The 20317-nt window shown below is 66.2% G+C and carries 20 protein-coding genes; 9 read left to right on the top strand and 11 right to left on the bottom strand.

The window, feature by feature from the left end:
* Positions 1–62: 62 nt before the first annotated feature.
* The 3 genes from cydD (at position 63) to WFK36_RS18335 (ending at position 4119) form a co-directional block, all read left to right on the top strand.
* Positions 63–1763 (top strand): thiol reductant ABC exporter subunit CydD, encoded by a 1701-nt coding sequence (gene cydD, locus WFK36_RS18345; RefSeq protein ID WP_336793395.1) that lies wholly within the window; start codon positions 63–65, stop codon positions 1761–1763.
* Entirely contained in the window at positions 1763–3472 is a 1710-nt protein-coding gene (cydC, locus tag WFK36_RS18340) for a thiol reductant ABC exporter subunit CydC (protein WP_336793495.1), read from the top strand. Before cydD ends, cydC begins: the two co-directional genes overlap by 1 nt.
* A gap of 158 nt (positions 3473–3630) precedes the next feature.
* A complete protein-coding gene (locus tag WFK36_RS18335; RefSeq protein WP_008378684.1) occupies positions 3631–4119 on the top strand; it encodes a ferritin in 489 nt (162 codons plus the stop codon).
* Between the two features lie 66 nt (positions 4120–4185).
* Here WFK36_RS18335 and WFK36_RS18330 read toward each other — a convergent pair whose 3' ends face one another.
* From WFK36_RS18330 to WFK36_RS18315, 5 genes are all read right to left on the bottom strand, one after another.
* Positions 4186–4803, bottom strand: coding sequence for a heme-binding beta-barrel domain-containing protein (locus WFK36_RS18330; protein WP_008378686.1), 618 nt, complete (start codon positions 4801–4803; stop codon positions 4186–4188).
* Between the two features lie 425 nt (positions 4804–5228).
* Entirely contained in the window at positions 5229–5534 is a 306-nt protein-coding gene (locus WFK36_RS18325; protein ID WP_008378688.1) for a DUF1416 domain-containing protein, read from the bottom strand.
* Positions 5535–5576: 42 nt separating this feature from the next.
* Positions 5577–6404, bottom strand: a complete 828-nt coding sequence (locus WFK36_RS18320; protein WP_008378690.1) for a sulfurtransferase — start codon at positions 6402–6404, stop codon at positions 5577–5579.
* 125 nt (positions 6405–6529) lie between these two features.
* Positions 6530–6610 carry a putative leader peptide gene (locus WFK36_RS22790; protein WP_353107989.1) on the bottom strand — a complete coding sequence of 27 codons (81 nt, stop codon included), beginning with the start codon at positions 6608–6610 and terminating at the stop codon, positions 6530–6532.
* A gap of 27 nt (positions 6611–6637) precedes the next feature.
* Positions 6638–7537, bottom strand: coding sequence for an LmeA family phospholipid-binding protein (locus WFK36_RS18315; protein ID WP_336793392.1), 900 nt, complete (start codon positions 7535–7537; stop codon positions 6638–6640).
* 89 nt (positions 7538–7626) lie between these two features.
* Between WFK36_RS18315 and WFK36_RS18310 the strand changes: the two genes are divergently transcribed.
* From WFK36_RS18310 to pstB, 6 genes are all read left to right on the top strand, one after another.
* Positions 7627–8328, top strand: a complete 702-nt coding sequence (locus WFK36_RS18310; RefSeq protein ID WP_336793390.1) for a winged helix-turn-helix transcriptional regulator — start codon at positions 7627–7629, stop codon at positions 8326–8328.
* A 125-nt stretch (positions 8329–8453) separates the two neighbouring features.
* On the top strand, positions 8454–9311 hold the full coding sequence (mshD, locus tag WFK36_RS18305; protein ID WP_336793389.1) for a mycothiol synthase: 858 nt from the start codon (positions 8454–8456) through the stop codon (positions 9309–9311).
* Between the two features lie 329 nt (positions 9312–9640).
* Positions 9641–10714: a phosphate ABC transporter substrate-binding protein PstS gene (gene pstS / locus WFK36_RS18300; RefSeq protein WP_008378696.1), complete on the top strand. Its 1074-nt coding sequence runs from the start codon at positions 9641–9643 to the stop codon at positions 10712–10714.
* Positions 10715–10716: 2 nt separating this feature from the next.
* The gene (pstC, locus tag WFK36_RS18295; RefSeq protein ID WP_336793387.1) at positions 10717–11769 is read left to right on the top strand and encodes a phosphate ABC transporter permease subunit PstC; all 1053 of its coding nucleotides are present in this window, start codon (positions 10717–10719) and stop codon (positions 11767–11769) included.
* 1 nt (position 11770) lies between these two features.
* Positions 11771–12667, top strand: a complete 897-nt coding sequence (gene pstA, locus WFK36_RS18290; RefSeq protein WP_336793385.1) for a phosphate ABC transporter permease PstA — start codon at positions 11771–11773, stop codon at positions 12665–12667.
* Positions 12668–12670: 3 nt separating this feature from the next.
* Positions 12671–13447, top strand: coding sequence for a phosphate ABC transporter ATP-binding protein PstB (pstB, locus tag WFK36_RS18285; protein ID WP_008378701.1), 777 nt, complete (start codon positions 12671–12673; stop codon positions 13445–13447).
* Positions 13448–13704: 257 nt separating this feature from the next.
* On the opposite strand, the gene phoU is transcribed toward pstB, so the two are convergent.
* From phoU to WFK36_RS18255, 6 genes are all read right to left on the bottom strand, one after another.
* A complete protein-coding gene (phoU, locus tag WFK36_RS18280; RefSeq protein ID WP_008378703.1) occupies positions 13705–14367 on the bottom strand; it encodes a phosphate signaling complex protein PhoU in 663 nt (220 codons plus the stop codon).
* A 76-nt stretch (positions 14368–14443) separates the two neighbouring features.
* The gene (locus WFK36_RS18275; RefSeq protein WP_336793383.1) at positions 14444–16705 is read right to left on the bottom strand and encodes an LCP family protein; all 2262 of its coding nucleotides are present in this window, start codon (positions 16703–16705) and stop codon (positions 14444–14446) included.
* Between the two features lie 83 nt (positions 16706–16788).
* Positions 16789–17874 (bottom strand): tRNA dihydrouridine synthase DusB, encoded by a 1086-nt coding sequence (gene dusB, locus WFK36_RS18270; protein WP_244874766.1) that lies wholly within the window; start codon positions 17872–17874, stop codon positions 16789–16791.
* Between the two features lie 104 nt (positions 17875–17978).
* Positions 17979–18971 (bottom strand): acyl-ACP desaturase, encoded by a 993-nt coding sequence (locus WFK36_RS18265; protein ID WP_336793382.1) that lies wholly within the window; start codon positions 18969–18971, stop codon positions 17979–17981.
* A 253-nt stretch (positions 18972–19224) separates the two neighbouring features.
* Positions 19225–19812 (bottom strand): ATPase, encoded by a 588-nt coding sequence (locus WFK36_RS18260; protein ID WP_336793381.1) that lies wholly within the window; start codon positions 19810–19812, stop codon positions 19225–19227.
* Positions 19809–20225 carry a TA system antitoxin ParD family protein gene (locus WFK36_RS18255; RefSeq protein ID WP_336793380.1) on the bottom strand — a complete coding sequence of 139 codons (417 nt, stop codon included), beginning with the start codon at positions 20223–20225 and terminating at the stop codon, positions 19809–19811. The genes WFK36_RS18260 and WFK36_RS18255 overlap by 4 nt, the downstream gene beginning before the upstream one ends.
* Positions 20226–20317: the final 92 nt, after the last annotated feature.

The raw sequence follows: 20317 nt of genomic DNA, 5'->3' as shown, positions 1-20317 counted from the left end.
ACTGCGCTCGGGGAGCAGGGAGGAACGCTCGGGGAGCAGGGGAGAACGCTCGGGGAGCAGGGGTGAGTGAGCGCTCGGGGGGCCGCGTGCAGGCGCCGTTCGATCGGCGACTTCTGACCTACTCGCCGTCGGCGCGCAGGTACACGATCGCACTCGCGCTCTTCGCGATCGTCGACGTGATCGCGGTGATCGCGGGGGCCGTCGCGATCGCTGGCCTGCTGTCGGATGTGGTGACCGACCCGTCGGCACGGTCGTTCGGAGCGCAGGGAGTGCACCTCGCGGTGATCGTCGGCGCCTTCGCGACCCGCGCCGCGACGACGTTTCTACGCGACAGGTTCGCGCACCGTGCGGCGCTGCAGACGATCGCCGAACTGCGGTCGGCGGCAGTCGACGCACTGACCGATCCCACGCGCACATCCCCGCATCGGTTGGCGGCCGAGCGGGACCGGGCATCGACGGTGCTTCTTCGTGGCCTCGACGCACTCGTCGACTATCTCGCCGACTACGTTCCCGCGCTGCTGTCGACGGTTGTCATCACGCCGTTGGTGATCGCGGTGGTGTGGTGGGCCGACTGGCCGTCAGCAGTGATCATCGTCGTCACAATGCCGCTGATTCCGGTGTTCATGGTGTTGATCGGCATGCTGACCCGGGACCGGACGCGCCGCAAACTAGACGCGATGAGCAGGCAGAGCGCTCAGCTTCTGGACCTGCTGACCGGCCTGCCGACATTGAAGGCGCTCGGGCGCGCAAACGGCCCGGCGGCGCGCGTCGACTCGCTCGGCGCGAGTCTGACCCGCAGCACGATGTCGTCGCTGCGCATCGCGTTTCTGTCGGGTGCGGTCCTGGAACTACTCGCGACCCTGTGTGTCGCCCTCGTCGCCGTCGGTATCGGTCTCCGCCTCGTGTTCGGTGACATGAGCCTGTACGCGGGTGTACTCGCTCTGGTCCTGGCGCCGGAGGCGTACCTGCCGCTCCGTCGGATCGGCGCAGCGTTCCACGCCGCAGAAGACGGCAAGGAGGCCTCCCACGAAGTGCTCGCGCTCCTGTCATCCGCTGCCGACGCGACCCCGGCCGATCGTCGAGACCACACAGTGGCATCACCGCTCACCGTGACGCTGGACGATCTCGGGGTCCGCGGTCGAGACGGGTGGACGCCACGGCGTCTCTCCGCGATGTTGCGGCCGGGCGAGGTGACCGTCTTGACCGGTGCCAACGGTGCCGGAAAGTCGACTGTGTTGGCGGCGATCCTCGGCCTGGAGACGGCAGATGAGGGCTGCGTCAGAATCAACGATGTCGAGGTCGGCACGCTTGATCTCGACGCCTTCCACAGGCATGTCGCGTGGCTGCCGCAGAATCCGGTGATCGAACCGGGGACGGTCTCGGACAATCTGGCGCTCTTCGGTGACCTCGATCCGGATCTCGTCGCCGAGGTCTCTCGTGCGGTCGCCTTCGACTCCGTTGTCGCGGAGCTTCCCGCCGGACTCGCCACGACTATCGGCGCGGGAGGCAACGGCATCTCAGCGGGACAGCGGCAGCGGCTCGCGTTGGTCCGGACGCTGGCGTCGAACGCGCCACTTGTCCTGCTCGACGAACCGACAGCACACCTCGACGACCAGACCGCCGCCCGCGTCATGGCCACGATCGATCGACGCGCCGCCGCGGGAGCGACAGTGGTGATCGTCTCGCATCGGGCCGATGTGCTCGATGCGGACGCGGGCACACACGGCGTCGTGAACGTGGCAGGCGAGGCGGTGGCGCGATGATGCGCAACGACCCGCTCCTGCGGGCGTTCGACTTCGTCGGTCTGCGTCGGAGTTCCTTGGTGGCCGCGATCTGCCTCGGGGCGGCCGGCGCGTTGTCGGCGCTCGGCCTGGCTGCACTGTCGGCATGGCTGATCACGCGGGCCTGGCAGATGCCGCCCGTCCTGTACCTGTCGGTCGCGGTGACGGCGGTCCGCGCGCTGGGCATCTCGCGGGCGTTGTTCCGCTATCTCGAGCGACTGGCGTCGCACCGCGTCGCACTGGACGCGATGGCGTCCGCCCGCGGCCGCGTGTATCGCGCCCTAGCAGGCGGATCGGGAGTCGGTGCACAGCGATCGGAGTTGCTCGCTCGCACAGCCGACGACGTCGACGAGATCGGCGACGCCCTGGTTCGCGGCGTCGTCCCGATGGCGGTCGGCGCCGTGACGGGAGTGGCCGCAGTCGTGATCATGGCCGTCGTGTCGCCGCTGTCGGCCGTTGTGCTGGCCGGCGCACTGCTGATCAGCGGGGTACTCGCTCCATGGTGGGCGGCGCGAGCGTCGGCGACAGTGATCACCGACGGCGCCGCGGCCCGGCAGCGGACGGGCCACGCGGTGACCACTGCGCTGTGGCACGGCCCGGAACTTGTGGTGGCGCGCCGACGTGGCGTGGCCCTCGAACGACTCCGCGATTCGGAGAACGATCACGCTCAGGCCGTCGATGCGGGAATGGCCCGGCAGGCTGTCGCCGCGTCGATGACCCCCGTGGCGATGCTTGTCAGCGTGGTAGCGGCCGCGGTGATCGCCGTCGACCTCGCGTCGGGGCTGAGCGGCTCGCTCGCCGGTGCGTCGTCGTCCGACTCAGTGATCACGCCGATGCTGTTCGGCGTCCTGATCCTGCTGCCGCTGTCGGCGTTCGAGACGACCGGTCCGCTGACCGATGCCGCGATCGCCTGGCAGCGCGGGCGGCAGGCCGGGGCGCGCGTCATGGCATTGGTCGACGACGAGGGGTCGGCGCTCGACCTCGACAGACAGTCGCACCTCCTGCTCGTCGAGCGAGCGGAGCGAGTCGAAGCGTCGCGAGAAGACCCCGTGTTCAGCCCTGCTCCGCAGACCCTTATCGCGCGCGGCCTGCAATGGGGACACGATCGGCCGCTCGGTCCCGACGGGGGCATCGATCTCGATCTCGCTCCGGGCGCACGGTTGATCGTGGTCGGACGCAGTGGTGCAGGCAAGTCGACGCTGGCTGCCACGATCGCAGGCCAGCTCCGTCCGCTCGCAGGTTCGGTCGATTCTGAGCCTGCCTCCCTGCCGTGCAGCGTGGCCTACTTCGCGGAAGAAGGGCACCTCTTCTCGACGTCGCTCCGAGAGAACCTTCGCGTGGCGCGAGGAGACGCAACTGACGTCGAGTTGATCGAGGCTCTCACGGCCGTCGGGCTGGGGGAGTGGCTCCTCGCACTGCCTGACGGTCTCGACACGGATCTGGTCGGCGGAGGCTCCGCGCTCAGCGGTGGTCAGCGACGGCGGATCCTGCTCGCACGAGCCGTCGTTCATCCGGCGCGGGTCGTTGTCCTCGACGAGCCGACCGAGCACGTGGACTCGAGCGACGCACCTGCTCTGCTACGGCGGATTCTTGATGTCGATGGCCTCTTCGGATCAGAGCGGACGGTTGTTGTCGTCACCCACCAGAATGTCGACGAATTCGATGTGCAAATCGTTTCCGTTGGTGTGTAGCCTTCCCTTTCTCTTATGAAGTTAGGCTGGGCTTTCCGCAGGTAGTCGTCGGTTTAGGCATGCCGAACCTCGCTGGAATCATTCCAGAAAATGGCTATTCTGGATTGAGTCAGAAGCCGTAGGAAATCGTCACACCAGCGAAAGGTAAGGCAATCCAAATGAAGATGAGCGAAGAGCTGGAAGTCGAATTCGCCAAGCAGATCACTCGCGAATACGAGTCGTCGTTCCTCTACCGTCAGCTTGCGATCGAGGTGGAGCTCCGCGACCTGCCCGGTATGGCGTCGTGGCTGCGCGCGCAGTCGGCAGAGGAGCTGACCCACGCCGACCGTCTGATCAAGCACCTCACCGACCGGGACAACCATCCGGTGATCGGTGACATCAGCATTCCGTCGATCAAGGTGGAAGAAGTCGCGGACGTCTTCGAGATCGCACTCGAGGCCGAGCGCGCCGTCTCCGAAGGGATCCGGAACCTCTACATCCAGGCCGAAGCCGAGCACGACCTCGATTCGCGGCCCACGATCGACTGGTTCATCTCCGAGCAGGTGGAGGAGGAAGCGACCGTCAGCGAGATCCTCGGCCGCCTCCGGCTGGTTCACGGCGACGGATCGGGCCTCCTGCGCATCGATGCGGAACTCTCCGCCGCCTGAGGTACCTGGGTAGCAGAACAGCGTCGGCACTCCCGTGGAGTGCCGACGCTGTGTCGTTTCAGAAGGTCAGCCGATGACGCGGCGAAGTTTCGCGGAGAGACGCGGGGTGAGTTCGCCGTCGGCGTCGACGCGCTCCTCGACATAAGCGAGGTCGCCGTCGGGAACGAGGCCGTAGAGACGCTTCGCGCCGCCGGTGTGCACGCCGGTCTCTGTGCGCAGTGTGACGTCGGTGGTGAGGTTCCAGGACGTCTGCGTCAGCGGACGACCGTAGAACAGCTCGATCACACCTTCGGCGTGGGTGAGCAGCAGTTCGATCTCGTCGTCTTCACTGATCCGCCAGAAACCGGACTCGCGCTGGTCGGGCTGCACGTATGCGCCGTCGTCGTCGACGACCCAGGAGCGCGACTGCCACACGAGGTAGTTCCCGCCGTCGTGAGTGACGGTGATCTGCTGGCCGAACTGGTAGTCGTCGCCGGTCAGAGGGTTGTGGCCTTCGCCTGACCCTTCCCAGACGCCGACAAGCGGCAGCAGTGCGAGGAGGCCCGCATGCAGATCGGGGCCTTCGCGGAGGTTGGCGGTGTCGATCGGGAGCGGAAGGTCGCCGATCGTGGGCACGTTGAGGGATGCGGTCTCCTGAGCGCGCTGCTCGGCGTCGGAGATCGCTTCATTGCCCGAACGGGTCATGACTCGTCGTTCACCAGACGGTAGACGGTGTAGAGCGCGAACCACACGATGAGGAGCGACGCCAGACCCAGGAGGATTTCGAAGAAGAGGACCACGACTCGACTTTACCTCGCTGGGGTGGGCGCCGATAACTCTCCCCGGACGAGTGGCTGATAGATCACACCTTCCGACTTGCACGCCCCACTGATCCTTGAGCGGACGGCTCGCCTTTCTGCTCCTTGAGCGAGCGGAGCGAGTCGAAAGGCCGAGACGACGAACCCAGCCCGCCCGCGGGATTGCTCGGGGTGCGGACCTTTCGACTCGCAAGCTCGCTCAAGGAGCAGTGGACGCGCGCGCTCAAGGATCAGTGGAGGGGCGAGGGCGCAGACGACGAAACCCCGGCCCGCTCGAGGCGGACCGGGGTTCCGGCGAAAGACGTTGTCGTATTACTTGGCGACGACCACGTCGTGGTTGTGGACTCCGGGTCCTTCCGGCGAGACCGCGATGTCACCGTTGCCCTGTGCGCTGAGGGCGCGAAGCGTCCAGTTGCCGGGGGCGGCGAAGAAGCGGAAGTCGCCGGTGGCCGAGGCCACGACCTCAGCCGTGAACTCGCCCGTGCCGTCGAGCAGACGCACGAACGCGCCTGCGACAGGATTGCCCGAACCGTCGAGCACCTGGCCCGTCAGGACGGTCTCCTTCTCGACGTCGACGCCTGCGGGAAGGGTCTGTCCCTGCTTGGGTGCACCACACATGATGAAAAGTTCCTCTCAGAAAAGTCTCGCCGGAAAGGCGAATCAGAGCTCGATCGGGGCGCCGACCAGCGAGCCGTACTCGACCCAGCTGCCGTCGTAGTTCTTGACGTTGGTCTTGCCGAGCAGTTCCTGCAGCACGAACCAGGTGTGGCTCGAGCGCTCGCCGATGCGGCAGTACGCGATGGTGTTCTTCGAGTCGTCGAAGCCCTTCTCCGCGTACAGGGCGTTCAGGTCCTCGTCCGACTTGAAGGTGCCGTCTTCGTTCGCGGTGGTCGACCACGGGATGTTGATGGCGCCGGGGACATGGCCGCGCTGCTGAGCCTGCTCCTGCGGGAGGTGTGCGGGTGCGGCGATCTTGCCTGCGAACTCGTCAGGGCTGCGGACGTCGACCAGGTTCACCGAACCGATCGAGTCGATGACCTCGTCGCGGAAAGCACGGATCGAGGTGTCTGCTGCCTGCGCGGTGTAGGTGGTGGCCTCGCGGGTGACGGTGTCCGAGCTGAGCTCACGGCCGTCGAGTTCCCACTTCTTGCGGCCGCCGTCGAGCAGGCGGACGTCCTTGTGGCCGTAGATCTTGAAGTACCAGTATGCGTAGGCGGCGAACCAGTTGTTGTTGCCGCCGTAGAGGACGACGGTGTCGTCGTTCGCGACGCCGCGCTCGGACAGGAGCGCACCGAACTGCTCGGCGTTCAGGAAGTCGCGACGCAGGCCGTCCTGCAGGTCCTTCTTCCAGTCCAGGCGGATGGCGCCCGGGATGTGGTTCAGGTCGTAGATCGAGGTGTCCTCGTCGACCTCGACGAAGACGACCTTGTCGGTGTTCAGGTTCTGCTCAGCCCAATCGGCGCTGACCAGGACGTCGGAGCGTGCCATGTGTGTTCCTTTCACAGGGAGACGTATGCGACACCGACGAGGGATGTCGGGCGCATGCCAGGGTGGAGAAGTGCCGAAATGCCGGGATCGCCGACGCGGCGGAAGGGAGAGTGCCGTTCAGACGGCTAGAGACAGCAACAGTTGGCGGTTCGACACAGGTCGATCGCCAGGCGGCGGGTGAGCATCAGCTCACTGCGGTGTTGCATGGCCACGACCCTACAACACGGGTTTGCTCAGACGGCCGGCCGAACGCGGGCGAAGTCTCTCACCACGAAGGTGCTTCCGCCGGCGTCGCCGATGACGACAAGATCACTTCCCCTGCTCAGGGACCTGTTCGGGGCCACGTTCCACGCTGTCGGCAGCGGTGGGAGCACAGCGGAGAACCGCTTCAGAACGTCTGCGTAAAACTCTTTCGGCACGTCCGCGGAGTAGTGCTCTTCCGGGCCGTCGTAGATCCCGGTGGCCTCGATGTGCACACGGCCCGCGGCGACGAACGTGCGCGCGGAGACGCTGATCTTGACCTTCGGATACGTGTATCCGCTGGCGGACGGTGGGAACCGGCCGTCGTACTCCGGTGAGCCCGGGAGCGGGACCGTGCCGCTGAGCATGATGCCGTCGGTTCGTTCGAGGAGGCCGTCGCCCGGACCGCCCGCACCGACCTTGCCGTCGGGCGCCGGCGTGTTGATGTACAGGTCCGTGATCCCCATCAAACGACCGAGGTTCACCGAGTCGACACGAGTCTCGGCTGTCGCCTGTTGCACCGTGATCGAGGTGTCGGGGCCGACGTCCCAGATGTTCCCGAGGTCGGGCTCGGTGAGTCGGGCGTCGAGTGTCGCGCGGGACGTGCCGCGGCTCCCGCCGTCCAAGACGACTCCGCGTGCACTGATCGTCACTTGTGGAAAGCGGCCGGACGACGCGTTGGCGAGGAACGGGAAGCCGCCTATCGTGACCTCGGGTTCGAAGGCCACACCGGGCGAGGACTCCAGTGCTCGGGCCAGTCGATGCTCCGCGCGAGATGCGGCGACATTGTCGACAAAAAAGCCTGTGACCAGCAGAATCACGACCACGACCGTCAGCCACGCGAGTGCCCGCAGGGGCCGTTTCGGCAGGTGGATTCGGGTTGTCGCGGCCATCGGGTCTATTCTGTCATCACACCTTCACCGAGCTGCGACCAGCGTCGATCGACAGTTCACAAGAGGCCACGACGAGATCGGAGTGGTTAGTGGACCTGTTGTTGTTGACGTCGGAGGCGTCCCCGGACGCCGTCCTCGAGTCTCTCACCCTGTTGCCGCACGACGTGCGTCTGGCGCCTGCCGACACGTCGTCGCTCGTGAACGCCGCCGAATCGGACCTTGTCCTGGTCGATTCGCGTGTCGATCTCGCCGCGGCCCGAAGCCTGTGCCGACTCCTCGATTCGACGGGTGCCCGCGTGGTCGCCGTCGTCGGCGAGGGCAGTCTTGTCGCGGTCAACCCGGACTGGGGGATCGACGACTTCCTCCTCCCCGGTACCGGCCCGGCCGAACTGGACGCCCGACTGCGCCTGATCTCGTCGCGCGGGGTGGAGATCGAGCCGGAGCAGTCCGACAAAGTGACTCTCGGTGAGCTCGTCATCGACGAGAACACTTACACCGCACGCCTGCGTGGCAAACCGATCGACCTCACGTACAAGGAGTTCGAACTCCTCAAGTACCTCGCGCAGAATGCGGGCCGAGTCTTCACCCGCGCCCAGCTGCTGCAGGAGGTGTGGGGTTACGACTTCTTCGGCGGCACCCGCACGGTGGACGTCCACGTCCGTCGCCTGCGCGCCAAACTCGGATCCGACCACGAATCGCTGATCGGGACTGTGCGCAACGTCGGCTACAAGGCAGTCAAGCCCTCCGGCACACGCGCCGCAGACGAGTCAGGCGCGGGCGAGCCCGACTGAACGAAACTCACGACCTGGCAGAAAAGTAACACCGAGGTGCGTTTCGTACGCCACCCCTATGTGACTTTTGCGGCACAGCGCCTCGTCGAGCGCAGGCGCGGCGTCGGCGACTACGCTCGGAACGCATGACGGACATCCGAATCGTGCGTGGACATCTTGCCCCTGACGACGTCGAGCACGCGCTCGCAGCGAACGCCGCGGCCGAGCAGACCGACGGGATCGATGCTCTCAGCGAGCAGCACCGGCATGCTGTGCAGGGCGAGGGTGTGCACGTCGTGACGGCGGGCGGCTACGGCAACGTGATCGGTCCGATGGCAGAGGCTGTTGTGCACCCCGAACACCGTGGGTTCGGGCAGGGGCGGGCCCTGGTCTCGGCCCTTCTCGACGTGGCGTCCGAAGCCGGCGACGATGCTCAGATATGGGCGCACGGTGATCTGCCCGCCGCAGCGCGCGTCGCCGAGGCACTCGGGCTGCGCCGCGAGCGTGAACTGCTGCAACTGCGACGTCGCACGTCCCAGGTCCTGCCTGAGCTGCCGAGCCGCGACGACATCGTGCTGCGGACCTACCGCGAGACCGACGACGCCGAGATCCTCCGCGTCAACAACGCGGCCTTCGACTGGCACCCGGAACAGGGCGGCTGGGCACAGGAGCAGATCACCGAACGCACGACGTCGGACTGGTTCGACCCGGCCGGAGTGTTCCTCGCATTCGATTCAAGCGATCCGGATCGCCTGCTCGGCTTCCATTGGACGAAGGTGGACAAGCCCGGACTCGGCGAGGTGTACATCGTCGGCGTCGACCCGGCCGCGCAGGGGCGCGGCCTCGGCCGGCTGCTGACCCTCACCGGGTTGCACTACCTGGAGGGGCGGGGCATAGACGAGGTCGAGCTGTATGTGGAGGGCGACAACACTGCCGCGCTTCACACGTATGACCGGCTCGGGTTCCGCCGCTACCGCGCCGACATCACTTACCGTCGCCCGTAGCCGACCACCTGCTCGCTGACGTCCCCTGCTCTTCGGTGCGGCGCAACCCCGCTGTTCGTTGACTGTGCGCGACCCGACTGTTCGTTGGCCGTGCGCGACCCCCACTGCTCGTTGAGCGAGCGAAGCGAGTCGAAGCGTCGGGCCGACTGACGCCCCCTGCTACTCGGGCGTCGGGAGCGGGGCCAGCGAGTTCGTCTGGACGACACCTGATGTTCGTCGTCCGGACCCGACTGTTCGGAATTCGGCCACCGACGTGTCGCCGAAAGCTAACCGGGCGTCGATAGCTTCGCTTCGTTACCCCGAAGCAAATCGAAAGGCCATCGACTCCCATGAGCGTCAACCCCAAGCTCGTTCGCAGCGCCGGTGCCGCGGCCGCCACCGTCGTGGCGGCATCCCTCGTCCTCACCGCGTGCGGCGGTTCCGATTCGGACGCCGGGTCCATCACCGGTGAAGGCTCCACCGCGCAGCAGAAGGCGATGACCACGTTCGCCGACGTCCTCACCGACAACGGCGGCGTCAACCTCGATTACACCGGCTCCGGCTCCGGCGCAGGCGTGAAGAAGTTCATCGCAGGCGACGTCGACTTCGCAGGCTCCGACTCGGCTCTAAAGGACGACGAGATCGCTGAAGCCAAGACCCGCTGCGGCGGCAAGGACGCATGGCACATCCCGCTGGTCGCGGGTCCTGTCGCAGTCGCGTTCAACGTCCCCGGCGTCGACAACCTGACCCTGAACGCCTCCACCCTCGCGAAGATCTTCGACTCCAAGATCACCTCGTGGGACGACGCCGCGATCAAGGCGCTCAACCCGGGCGTCGCACTGCCCGCCACGAAGATCATCCCGGTCCACCGCAGCGACAGCTCGGGCACCACCGACAACTTCACCAAGTTCCTCAACGCGAACGTTCCCGCCGACTGGCCGTACGAGCCCAGCAAGGAATGGGCGGGCAAGGGCGGCTCGGGTGCGGCCAAGTCGACCGGCGTCGGCGACACGGTGAAGAAGACCGAAGGCTCGGTCACCTACGTCGAGTGGGGCTTCGCGCAGGAGAACGACCTCGGCATCGCCAAGGTCGACTTCGGCAAGGGCGCGACCGAGCTGACCGCGGCGACCGCTGGCAAGGCACTCGACCTGGCCAAGTTCAAGACCCCGGGCTCCAAGGACCTCGTCGTCGACACCACCGCGCTCTACAAGACTCAGGAAGCCGGAGCCTACCCGCTGGTCCTGACCACGTACGAGATCGTCTGCTCGACCGGCGGCTACTCCGACTCGAAGGTCTCCGAGAGCCTCAAGACGGCATTCACCACGATCCTCGAAAAGGGTCAGGACAAGCTGGCTGACGAGGGCTACGTGCCGCTGCCGGCAGCCTTCCAGACCACCTTGCGTGGGACGATCGACGCGCTGTGACGATGTCTGACACCGCCGCCGTCGGTTCCGTGAAGAACGGGGATTCGACAGCGTCCGAGGCGGGGTGGGTTGCCGGTGGGCAGCCCGCCCCGCCTTCGGGGCGTCGGGACTCCTCCGCGCCCTCGGGCTCGGCGGTGTCTCGAACCGGGGACCGCGTCATGCGGACCCTCGCCACCGGATCGGGCCTGCTCGTCTCCGCCGTCATCGGCCTGATCGCACTGTTCCTGCTGCTGCAGGCGATCCCGGCGCTCGCCAAGAACACCGAGAACTTCTTCACCTTCGAGGGCACCTGGGTGGTGTCCGGCGACGATCTGAAGTTCGGTATCCCGCAGCAGTTCTACGCGACCGTGCTCGTGTCCGTGATCGCACTCGCGATCGCGATGCCCGTTGCGCTTGGCATCGCCCTGTTCATCACCGAGTACGCGCCCAAGCGTGTCGCAGGTCCGATCGCGTTCACGGTCGACCTCCTCGCCGCCGTCCCGTCGATCGTCTACGGTCTCTGGGGCATCCTGGTGCTCGGCCCGGCGATGGTCGGCCCCAACCAGTGGCTCGTCGACAACCTCGGCTTCCTGCCGTTCTTCCAGCAGCCGCAGAACGCGGCGAACATGTCGACCGGCGGCACGATGCTGACTGCCGGCATCGTCCTCGCCGTCATGATCCTGCCGGTCATCACGGCGGTGACGCGTGAAGTGTTCGCGCAGACCCCGCACGGTCACCGTGAAGCCGCACTCGCACTCGGCGCCAGCCAGTGGGAAGTGGTCCGCTTCGCGGTCCTTCCGTTCGGGTTCTCCGGCTACATCTCCGGCGCGATGCTCGGTCTCGGCCGTGCACTCGGCGAGACGATGGCGCTGCTCCTCATCATGTCGACTGCGGGCCCCATCGACTTCAACGTCATGGAGAGCGGTCAGACGTTCGCCACGATCATCGCGAACAACGCCGCCGAGTTCGACAACCCACTGAAGACCGGCGCCTACATCTCGGCGGGCCTGGTGCTGTTCGCCCTCACCTTCATCGTGAACGCGGCAGCGCGCGCGGTGATCGCTCGGAAGGCGTGACATGGAACTGACGAAGACCAAGGAACCCGTCGCCCTGCGTCCGGCGCTGCCGGGTGCCATGTCCACTCGCCGCAAGGTGACCGACCAGACGGCGCGGGTGGCGGTCACTCTGTCCGTGTTGCTCGCCGTCCTGCCGCTCGGCTGGCTCGTGTGGACCCTGGTGTCCCGCGGCATCGGCCCGATCGTGGACATCGACTGGTGGACCAAGTCCGAACGTTACGGCGGAGCATCGAACGCTCTGGTCGGAACCCTGATCCAGACGGCGCTCGCCGCCGTCGTCGCGGTGCCGCTCGGTGTGCTCGTCGCGATCTACCTGGTCGAGTACAGCTCCCGGAAGAGTCTGCTGTCGCGCGTGACGACGTTCATGGTGGACGTCCTCGCCGGCGTCCCGTCGATCGTCGCGGCACTGTTCGTCTACGCCGTCTGGCGGACGACACTCGGCCTGCCCCGCTCGGGCCTGGTCGTCGCGTTGGCGCTGGTGCTGCTGATGGTTCCGCTGGTGGTGCGTGCCACCGAGGAGATGCTGAAGATCGTTCCGCAGGATCTCCGCGAAGCCGCGTACGCGCTCGGCGTTCCCAAGTGGAAGACGATCCTCCGGGTGGTGCTGCCGACGGCGATGTCGGGCATCATCACCGGCGTCATGCTGGCGGTGGCCCGCGTGATCGGCGAATCGGCGCCCGTGCTCATCCTGATGGGCGCAACTCGCGTGATGAACGTGAATCCCTTTGCAGGGGACCAGCAGTCGCTGCCCCTGATGATGCTGCAGAACTACAACAAGGGCCCGAGTGGCTACGAGACGGTGTGGGGAGCTGCGCTCACCCTGGTGATCGCCGTGGCGGTCGTCTACATCCTCGCTCGTGTGCTGTCCACATTCACCGGCCCCAAGACAGGACGCTGACCCATGGCCAAGAGCCTGACCATCGAAGACCTGAACGTCTACTACGGCGATTTCCACGCCGTCCAGAACGTGTCGCTCAAGATCAAGCCGAAGTCGGTGACGGCGTTCATCGGCCCGTCCGGCTGCGGCAAGTCGACCGTTCTGCGGACCCTCAACCGCATGCACGAGGTGACCCCGGGTGCCTACACCACCGGCTCGGTGAAGCTCGACGACCTGGACCTGTACGGCAAGGGCGTCGACCCGGTCGGTGTCCGCACCACCGTCGGCATGGTGTTCCAACGAGCCAACCCGTTCCCCACGATGTCGATCCGCGACAACGTCGTCGCCGGACTCAAGCTCGGCGGCGTGCGAGACAAGGCGAAGCTCGACGAGGTGGCGGAGGCGAGCCTGCGCGGCGCCAACTTGTGGAACGAGGTGAAGGACCGCCTGGACAAGCCGGGTGGCGGACTGTCCGGCGGCCAGCAGCAGCGCCTGTGCATCGCCCGGGCGATCGCAGTCTCTCCGCAGGTGCTCCTGATGGACGAGCCGTGCTCGGCCCTCGACCCGATCTCCACGCTCGCCATCGAAGACCTGGTGTCGGAGTTGAAGAACGACTACACGATCGTCATCGTCACACACAACATGCAGCAGGCCGCGCGCGTCAGCGACCAGACGGCGTTCTTCAACCTGTCCGGCGCAGGCAAGCCCGGCGAGCTCGTCGAGGTCGGCGCCACCGAGAAGGTGTTCTCCAACCCGGACCGCAAAGAGACCGAAGACTACATCTCCGGCCGCTTCGGCTAGCGAACCCGCTCACGAATTAGGGCCCGGCACTGTGTGCCGGGCCCTTGTCGTTCGTCGAGCCTTTCGACTCGCTCCGCTCAGGATCCCCTGCTCCTTGGTCATGCCGAGGTCCCCCTGCTCCTTGAGCGAGCGAAGCGAGTCGAAAGGCTGTTGCCGGTTGTGCTTGTGCGGGAAGACCTTTCGACTCGCTTCGCTCGCTCAAGGAGCAGATAAACCGCTCGCTTGAGGAGCAGGTGGGGCGGAGCGAATGGAGAGCCTTACGAGGCTTCGAGAAGCTGCTCTGGGGTCTTGCCGGTGGCTTGGAAAACGACGCGGCGGGCGATGAGGACGGCGTGGTCGGCGTAGCGCTCGTAGTAGCGGCCGAGCAGAGTGACATCGACGGCGGCGGACACACCGTGAGCCCATTCGCGGTCCATCATGACGGTGAAGAGGTGGCGGTGGAGATCGTCCATGGCGTCGTCGTCGTCCATGAGGCTGAGGGCGTCGTGGTAGTCCTGCGATTCGAGGACGCGGTGCGCATTGTGCGCGAGCTCCACGGCGAGGCGACCCATCTCCTCGAAGTAGCCCGCGACCTCCTCGGGCAGCACGTGTGCGGGGTGTCGGCGTCGTGCGACCTTCGCGACGTGCAGGGCGAGGGCCCCCATTCGGTCGATCTCGGAGACGAGTTGGAATCCGGACACGATGGAACGCAGGTCGCCCGCGACGGGGGCCTGCAGGGCCATCAGTTTGAAGGCGAGGTCCTCTGCTTCGACGGACTGCTCGGCGATCGCGTCGTGATCGGAGATCACGCGTTCGGCGAGTTCGAGATCGGCTTCGAGGAGCGACCGGGTGGCCATCTCCATCGCACGGCCGACCTCTTCGACCATCTGACCGAGGACCGTGTTCAGGGCAGACATCTGCTCCTGGTAGGCGTCACGCATACCGCGAATTCTACTGAACGTGCCGGTCGACGGCTTGCCGGGCAGGGTGAAGTCAGCGTGAACAGTCGGCGGCGTGTCAGCTGCAGGTGGTGTCGCCGGCGTTGGTCACGGCGAGGTCGTTCGGCAGGTTGCTGCTGTTGACGTTCTCGGGGAGATGCTCCACCGACAGCGTCGAACCCGCGGCCGGAACCGACCCCATGGTCTCGACGCCGCCGAAGTCGGAGCCGAGGATCACCTGGACACCCGACTTCACCGACTTGTCGAGCTGGATCTTCGCGCCGGGGAACAGTTTGGCGATGGTGGCGGCGGAATCGCGTTCACCGGTGCCGTAGCGCACCACGGTGTCGGTGCGCTGTTCGGACGCGTCGCCGATGCCCGACACCTCGACGCCCTGGCGGATCAGCTCGTCCATCACGTTCGAGGCCATGCCGGACTGCCCGGTGCCGTTGAGGACACGCGCGGTGATGTTGCTCGCGTGCTGCGCCGTCATCTCGGTGTTGGCCGGGGCTTTTGTCGTCGGAGCAGGCGCATCGGCGGGCCGCTTCTTCTTCTCGCCCGGCAACGGCTGGTCGTCGATGATGGCGTTGAAGATCGCGTCGATGTCGTCGGTACGCGGGATCTCGTTGTTCTGGCCGTCCTCCGACGTTCCGGATGTGGGGATCGTCAAGAATGTGACCGCTCCGGCGTCCATGCCCTGCATGGAGTCGGCGAGGTTGATGAGCGCGTCGGTGTCGACGCGGTCGACGTAGCTGTACTTGATGAACGTCTTGACGATGCCGTTCAGCTTGCTCGGGTTCGACAGCACGTCGCCAGACAGCGTCGACCGGAGCAGCGACGACATGAACAGCTGCTGACGTTTGATGCGGCCGTAGTCGCCGTTGCCCTCGAGTGCGATGTGGCGAGCTCGGACATAGTTCAGCGACTGCTTGGGGGTGAGCTTCTTACGTCCCGGGGTCTTGACGATGTAGCCGATCTCGTCGTCGAACAGCGGCACCTTGGAGCAGACTTCCACACCGCCGACGGCGCGGACCACGTGCTCGAAGCCTGCGAAGTCCATGGCGATGAAGTGATTGATGTTCAGGCCGCTCATCTGGGTGAGCGTCTTGACGATGCACGACGGCCCGCCGTCTGCGAACACGCCGTTCAACTTCACGCTGTCCGCCGCGGGGAGCACACCGTCGTACTCCTTGGTCTCGGAGTTCCAGTTCTGGCACTCGGGCCGGTCGACGGCGAGGTCGCGCGGCCATGACACCGCGACCACACGGCTGCGGTCGGCGGGCACGTTGACCAGGAGGATCGTGTCGGCGCGGGCACCTTCCACGGTGTCGGCCTCACCGGCACCGACCTTGGCGTTCTGTCCGCTGCGCGTATCGGTGCCGACGATCAGGTACGTCTCGTCGCCGTACTGGGCGTCCTTGTTGCGGACGTCCTTGCTGTCTGGGTCGATGGCGAAGACGTTGTTCCAGTTGCCGTTCCAGACCCGGTTCATGTTCCACACGTATCCGGTGCCGACGAGCGACAGGATGCACGCGAGCGCTACCAGGGTGCGTCCGGTGCCGGTCGCGACCTTGCGGGCGCGGGCCTTCTTCGTCAGAGGCGCCTTGCGGGGACGGACTCGTTCGATGACCTGGGTGAGGTCCGGCGTCGGTTCGAGTGGCCTGCGGCGGATCTTCTTCGGGGCGTCGACGACGTCGGTGGCCTGCTGGGCTACTGCCGGTGCATCGTCGGAGGGAGCTTTGGGCGGCGTGGGGCTCTGGGCCCGCGACTCGTCGGACGCGCGTGATGCGGTCGTCGTGTCGGAGAGGTCGACCGGTTCGAACTCGAAGCCTGCGATGGGCGGGATCGCCTGGGTCGCCTCGGATTTGGGAGCTGCCGGGCGCGGCTGCGGTCGTGCTGCAGGCGGGGTCGCCGGGCGGCGCTGCGGAGACGGCGGCGCAGGGTTGGACTCTTGGGGTGCAGACGGTCGTGGTGCCTGTGCCGCGGGGCGGGGCGCCGGAGCTGACGGCGGTGGTGTCGTGGGACGCGGGGGAGTCGGCGGCGGGGTGGCGCGGCGTCGTCCGGTTGCGGGCGGCTCGACCTGCGCGGGCGGGAGCGTGCCCGCCGACTCGTCGACGCCCATCTGATCCATGAGCTGCCGGACCGTGAGACGTCCGCGAGGACGCACGTACTGCTCGCGGCCGGTGGGTTCGCGCAGTCCTTCGGCCCGGGGGTGCCGGCCGGTGTCGCCGAAACGGTCCCGGAAGTCGTACGAGTCAGACGATCGACCGGCACGACGAGATCGCCGAGGTGACGACGGCTGGTCGTCCGGGCTGTCGGCGCCGGGGCGGTCTGAACTCACGATAACCTCACTGGTCAGGGACTTCGGACATGATAGTGGCCGGACCTGAAAGTTTGATGATCGACCAGCTCAGGACGGCGCTGTCAGCCTCCTGAATGCATGATCTCGGCGCCTTCGGGGACGATGTCCTCCTCAGGATCGTCGAGCCACCCTTCGGGCAGCGCGACCGATGCGGGGGACCCCTGACGCCCGCGCGGACCGTGCGCATCGCGCGGGAACGGTGTGTCGGCAGGCAGGGTGTCGATGAGTCGCCGCAGGTCGTCCATGGTTTTCACGAGCGACAGCTGCGAGCGGAGGTCACCGCCCGCCGGGAAGCCGCGGAGATACCAGGCGATGTGCTTGCGCATCTCGCGCATACCCTTGTCCTCGCCGTGGTGTGCGGCGAGCAGGGTTCCGTGGCGGAACATGATCTGGCCCACTTCGCCCAGATTCGGCGCTGTCGGGGCGTCGACGCCGCGGAGTCGGGCCGAGAGTTCAGCGAACAGCCATGGCCGTCCGAGGCAGCCTCGGCCGATCACCACACCGTCGCAGCCCGTCTGCTGCATCATCGCGACGGCGTCGTCGGCCTCGAAGATGTCGCCGTTGCCGAGCACTGGAACCGTCGTCACGTGCTCTTTGAGGCGTGCGATCTCATCCCACACCGCGGTGCCCGAATAGCGCTGGGATGCGGTCCGCGCGTGAAGGGCGACGGCCTGCGCGCCCTCGTCAGCTGCGATGCGCCCGGCGTCGAGGTGCGTGTGGTGCTCGTCGTCGATCCCGATGCGGAACTTGACGGTCACCGGGATGTCGGTGCCTTCGGTGGCGCGGACAGCGGCGGCGACGATGTTGCGGAACAAGCGGCGCTTGTACGGGATCGCCGATCCGCCGCCACGCTTGGTGACCTTGGGGACCGGGCAGCCGAAGTTCATGTCGATGTGGTCGGCGAGGTTCTCGTCGACGATCATCTTCGCGGCCTTGTAGGTGTACTCCGGGTCGACCGTGTACAGCTGCATGGACCGCGGCGTCTCCGTCGGGTCGAACGTCGTCATGTGCATTGTGACGGGATGGCGCTCCACGAGCGCGCGGGCCGTCACCATCTCGCAAACGTACAGGCCGGACACGGTGCCCGTCCGCTCAGCTTCGAGTTCGCGACACAACACACGGAAGGCGACGTTGGTGACGCCTGCCATCGGTGCGAGCACCACTGGGCTGGCGAGTTCGATCGGGCCGATACGCAACGGATCCCGACCGGTCAGGAAGTCCGGTCGGGATGTCGTCGGCAAAGTTGCGGTGCTCAGGATGCTTGCTGCTCCCGCTTGCGGGCCTCACGGGCCAGGGCGCGGTCGCGCATCTCCTCGAAGCGGGTCGCGTCCTTGTCGAGCTGCTCGAGGAACGCTGCGAGCTCTTCGCGGGTCTTCTCGCCCGCGGGCCCGAAGTCGGTGCGATCGAAGACGTTCCACTTGCGCAGGACCGGCTGGATCACCTCTTCGAGGTGCTGACGGAGGTCGTAGATGCCGTGCTTGGCCATCAGGACGCCGTGGCGGCGGAAGTTCGGCATGCCTGCGCCGGGCATCTGGAAGTTGGTGACGATGTCGGACACTGCGCGGAGCGTCTGGTCCGGCGAGATGTCCATGCCCGCACCACAGATGTTGCGGTAGAAGATCATGTGCAGGTTCTCGTCGGCCGCGATGCGCTGCAGCATGCGGTCGGCGACCGGGTCGTTGCAGGCCTTGCCGGTGTTGCGGTGGCTCACGCGAGTAGCGAGCTCCTGGAATGTCACGTAGGCGACGGAGTGCAGGAGGCCGACCTCTTCACCGTTGGCGGCCATTTCGTCGGCGCGATCCGCCGCTGCGAGCATCGGGTCGTAGCCGTTGGTCATGTGGATCATGCGCGCCTCTTCGAGCGCGTTGGGGTCGACGCCGCGCGTCACGACGAGGTAGTCGCGCATCGCGATGCCGTGGCGGTTCTCCTCCGCGGTCCAGCGGCCGACCCAGTGACCCCACGCGGAGTCCATCGAGAAGTTGTCGGCGATCACGCGGTGGTACGAGGGCAGGTTGTCCTCGGTCAGCAGGTTCGTGATCATCGCGGCCTTGGCGACGTCGTCGAGCTTGGAGTCTTCGGGGTCGTAGTCCTTGCCGCCGAGCTCGGCGAAGTTGCGGCCCTCGTCCCACGGCACGTAATCGTGCGGGTTCCAGTCGCGCGCCGTCTTCAGGTGGCGGTTGACGTTGTTCTCGGCGATCGGCTCCAGCTCCCGGAGCAGCTCGAGTTGAGTCAGTTCGCGTGCCATCGGTGATTCCTCCGGTCGGTTCGGTGCGTCGGTCGGGCGGCGGTGCCGCCGCGGGGAGCGTCGACGTGCGCGTATCCCTCCAGGCTACGTCACGGTCGTAACGGTCCCAAGTCCATCTGTCACGGGTTTCATCGCTCAGTGCCGCGTCTATGTTACGGATGAGTAGCTTGCGGTTACGCGATCGTAGGTTCGCGCCCGTCCCGCCTGATCCTTGAGCGGATCTCTCCCGATCCTTGAGCGGAGTCGAAAGGAATCAGTCCTCCGTCAACGCCCGCAGCGGCTCTGGTGTCCACGCAGGCCATGCCGGTGGCGATATCGCGGACCCTTGCGAGAATTCGGCGAGGGGTGCCATCGTGGATTGCGAATTGTCGTAGACGTATGCGGCGTCAGCTCGGCTGATCGCAGTGGCGACGAGTGGCCAGAGCCGCTGGAATCGGGATCGGATCTTCTCTGGTGGCACGCTATGCCCACCTGCTTCGACGCGGGTCACGACTCGCTGAAGCGCCAGGTGTTCAGGAATCACTACAACGTGGACGTGAACTACGAATCCTGCGTCGTGGGCACTTGAGATCAAATCGAGTTTGGACGGATGAGAGAACACCGTCTCGGCGATCAAAGGTCGCCCTGCTGCGATCAGCGCATCACGAGTTCGCTCGGCTATTCGCGCTGCGTCGTACGAGTGCTCTTCGGCCGCATGTGGCCAGCGCTTTTTGGCGATCTCGTCTGCGTTCACGAATACCGATCCGAAGAGGATCGGTTGCAGATGTTTGGCGATCAGTGTCGATTTGCCCGCGCCGTTGCACCCGACCACGAGGTCGAGTCGCGGGCGAGGGTTGTTCATATGTCAGCGGCGAGTAGGGCCTCGGTGCCGTCGGCGCCGAGTTCTATGAGCCGGCCATCGTCGTCGAGGTACACCGACCTGAACCCTGCTTCAGCTCGCTCGGCGGGGACGTTGGTCGAGGCGAGGCTTTCGGCGACGCGTGCTGGAAACTCGGCGTCGAAAGCAATTGCCTCGTCGGCGGTGAGGGACTGCCGTTCGAGTGTCCCTGCCAATGCTGCCTCCACTCGGCTCCGGGACGAGGAGGATGCGGCAGTGAATGAACGGCCGATCTTTGCCCAGTACTCCAACTGTTGCCGTGCAGATCGGTTCTCGGCCTCCCCGACCGCTTGCGCGGACTCGAAGAGCTCCGCGGAGAATCGTGTTGCGCGGTCGGCGGCCTTCTTCTTGGTGTGGCCGGTGGGTGCTGCTGTCATGGCTAGCCTCCGTTGCAGGTTGCAACGCAATGCTACGCCGTCTCTACAGGGCTGTCACCAGTGTGTTCATATCTGTGGACAACTGATTCCGC

Source organism: Gordonia malaquae (assembly GCF_037148075.1).
GTDB classification, from domain to species: Bacteria; Actinomycetota; Actinomycetes; order Mycobacteriales; family Mycobacteriaceae; genus Gordonia; species Gordonia malaquae.
Note: the sequence above shows the minus strand (reverse complement) of the source record. Positions and strands in the feature narration are given on the sequence as shown.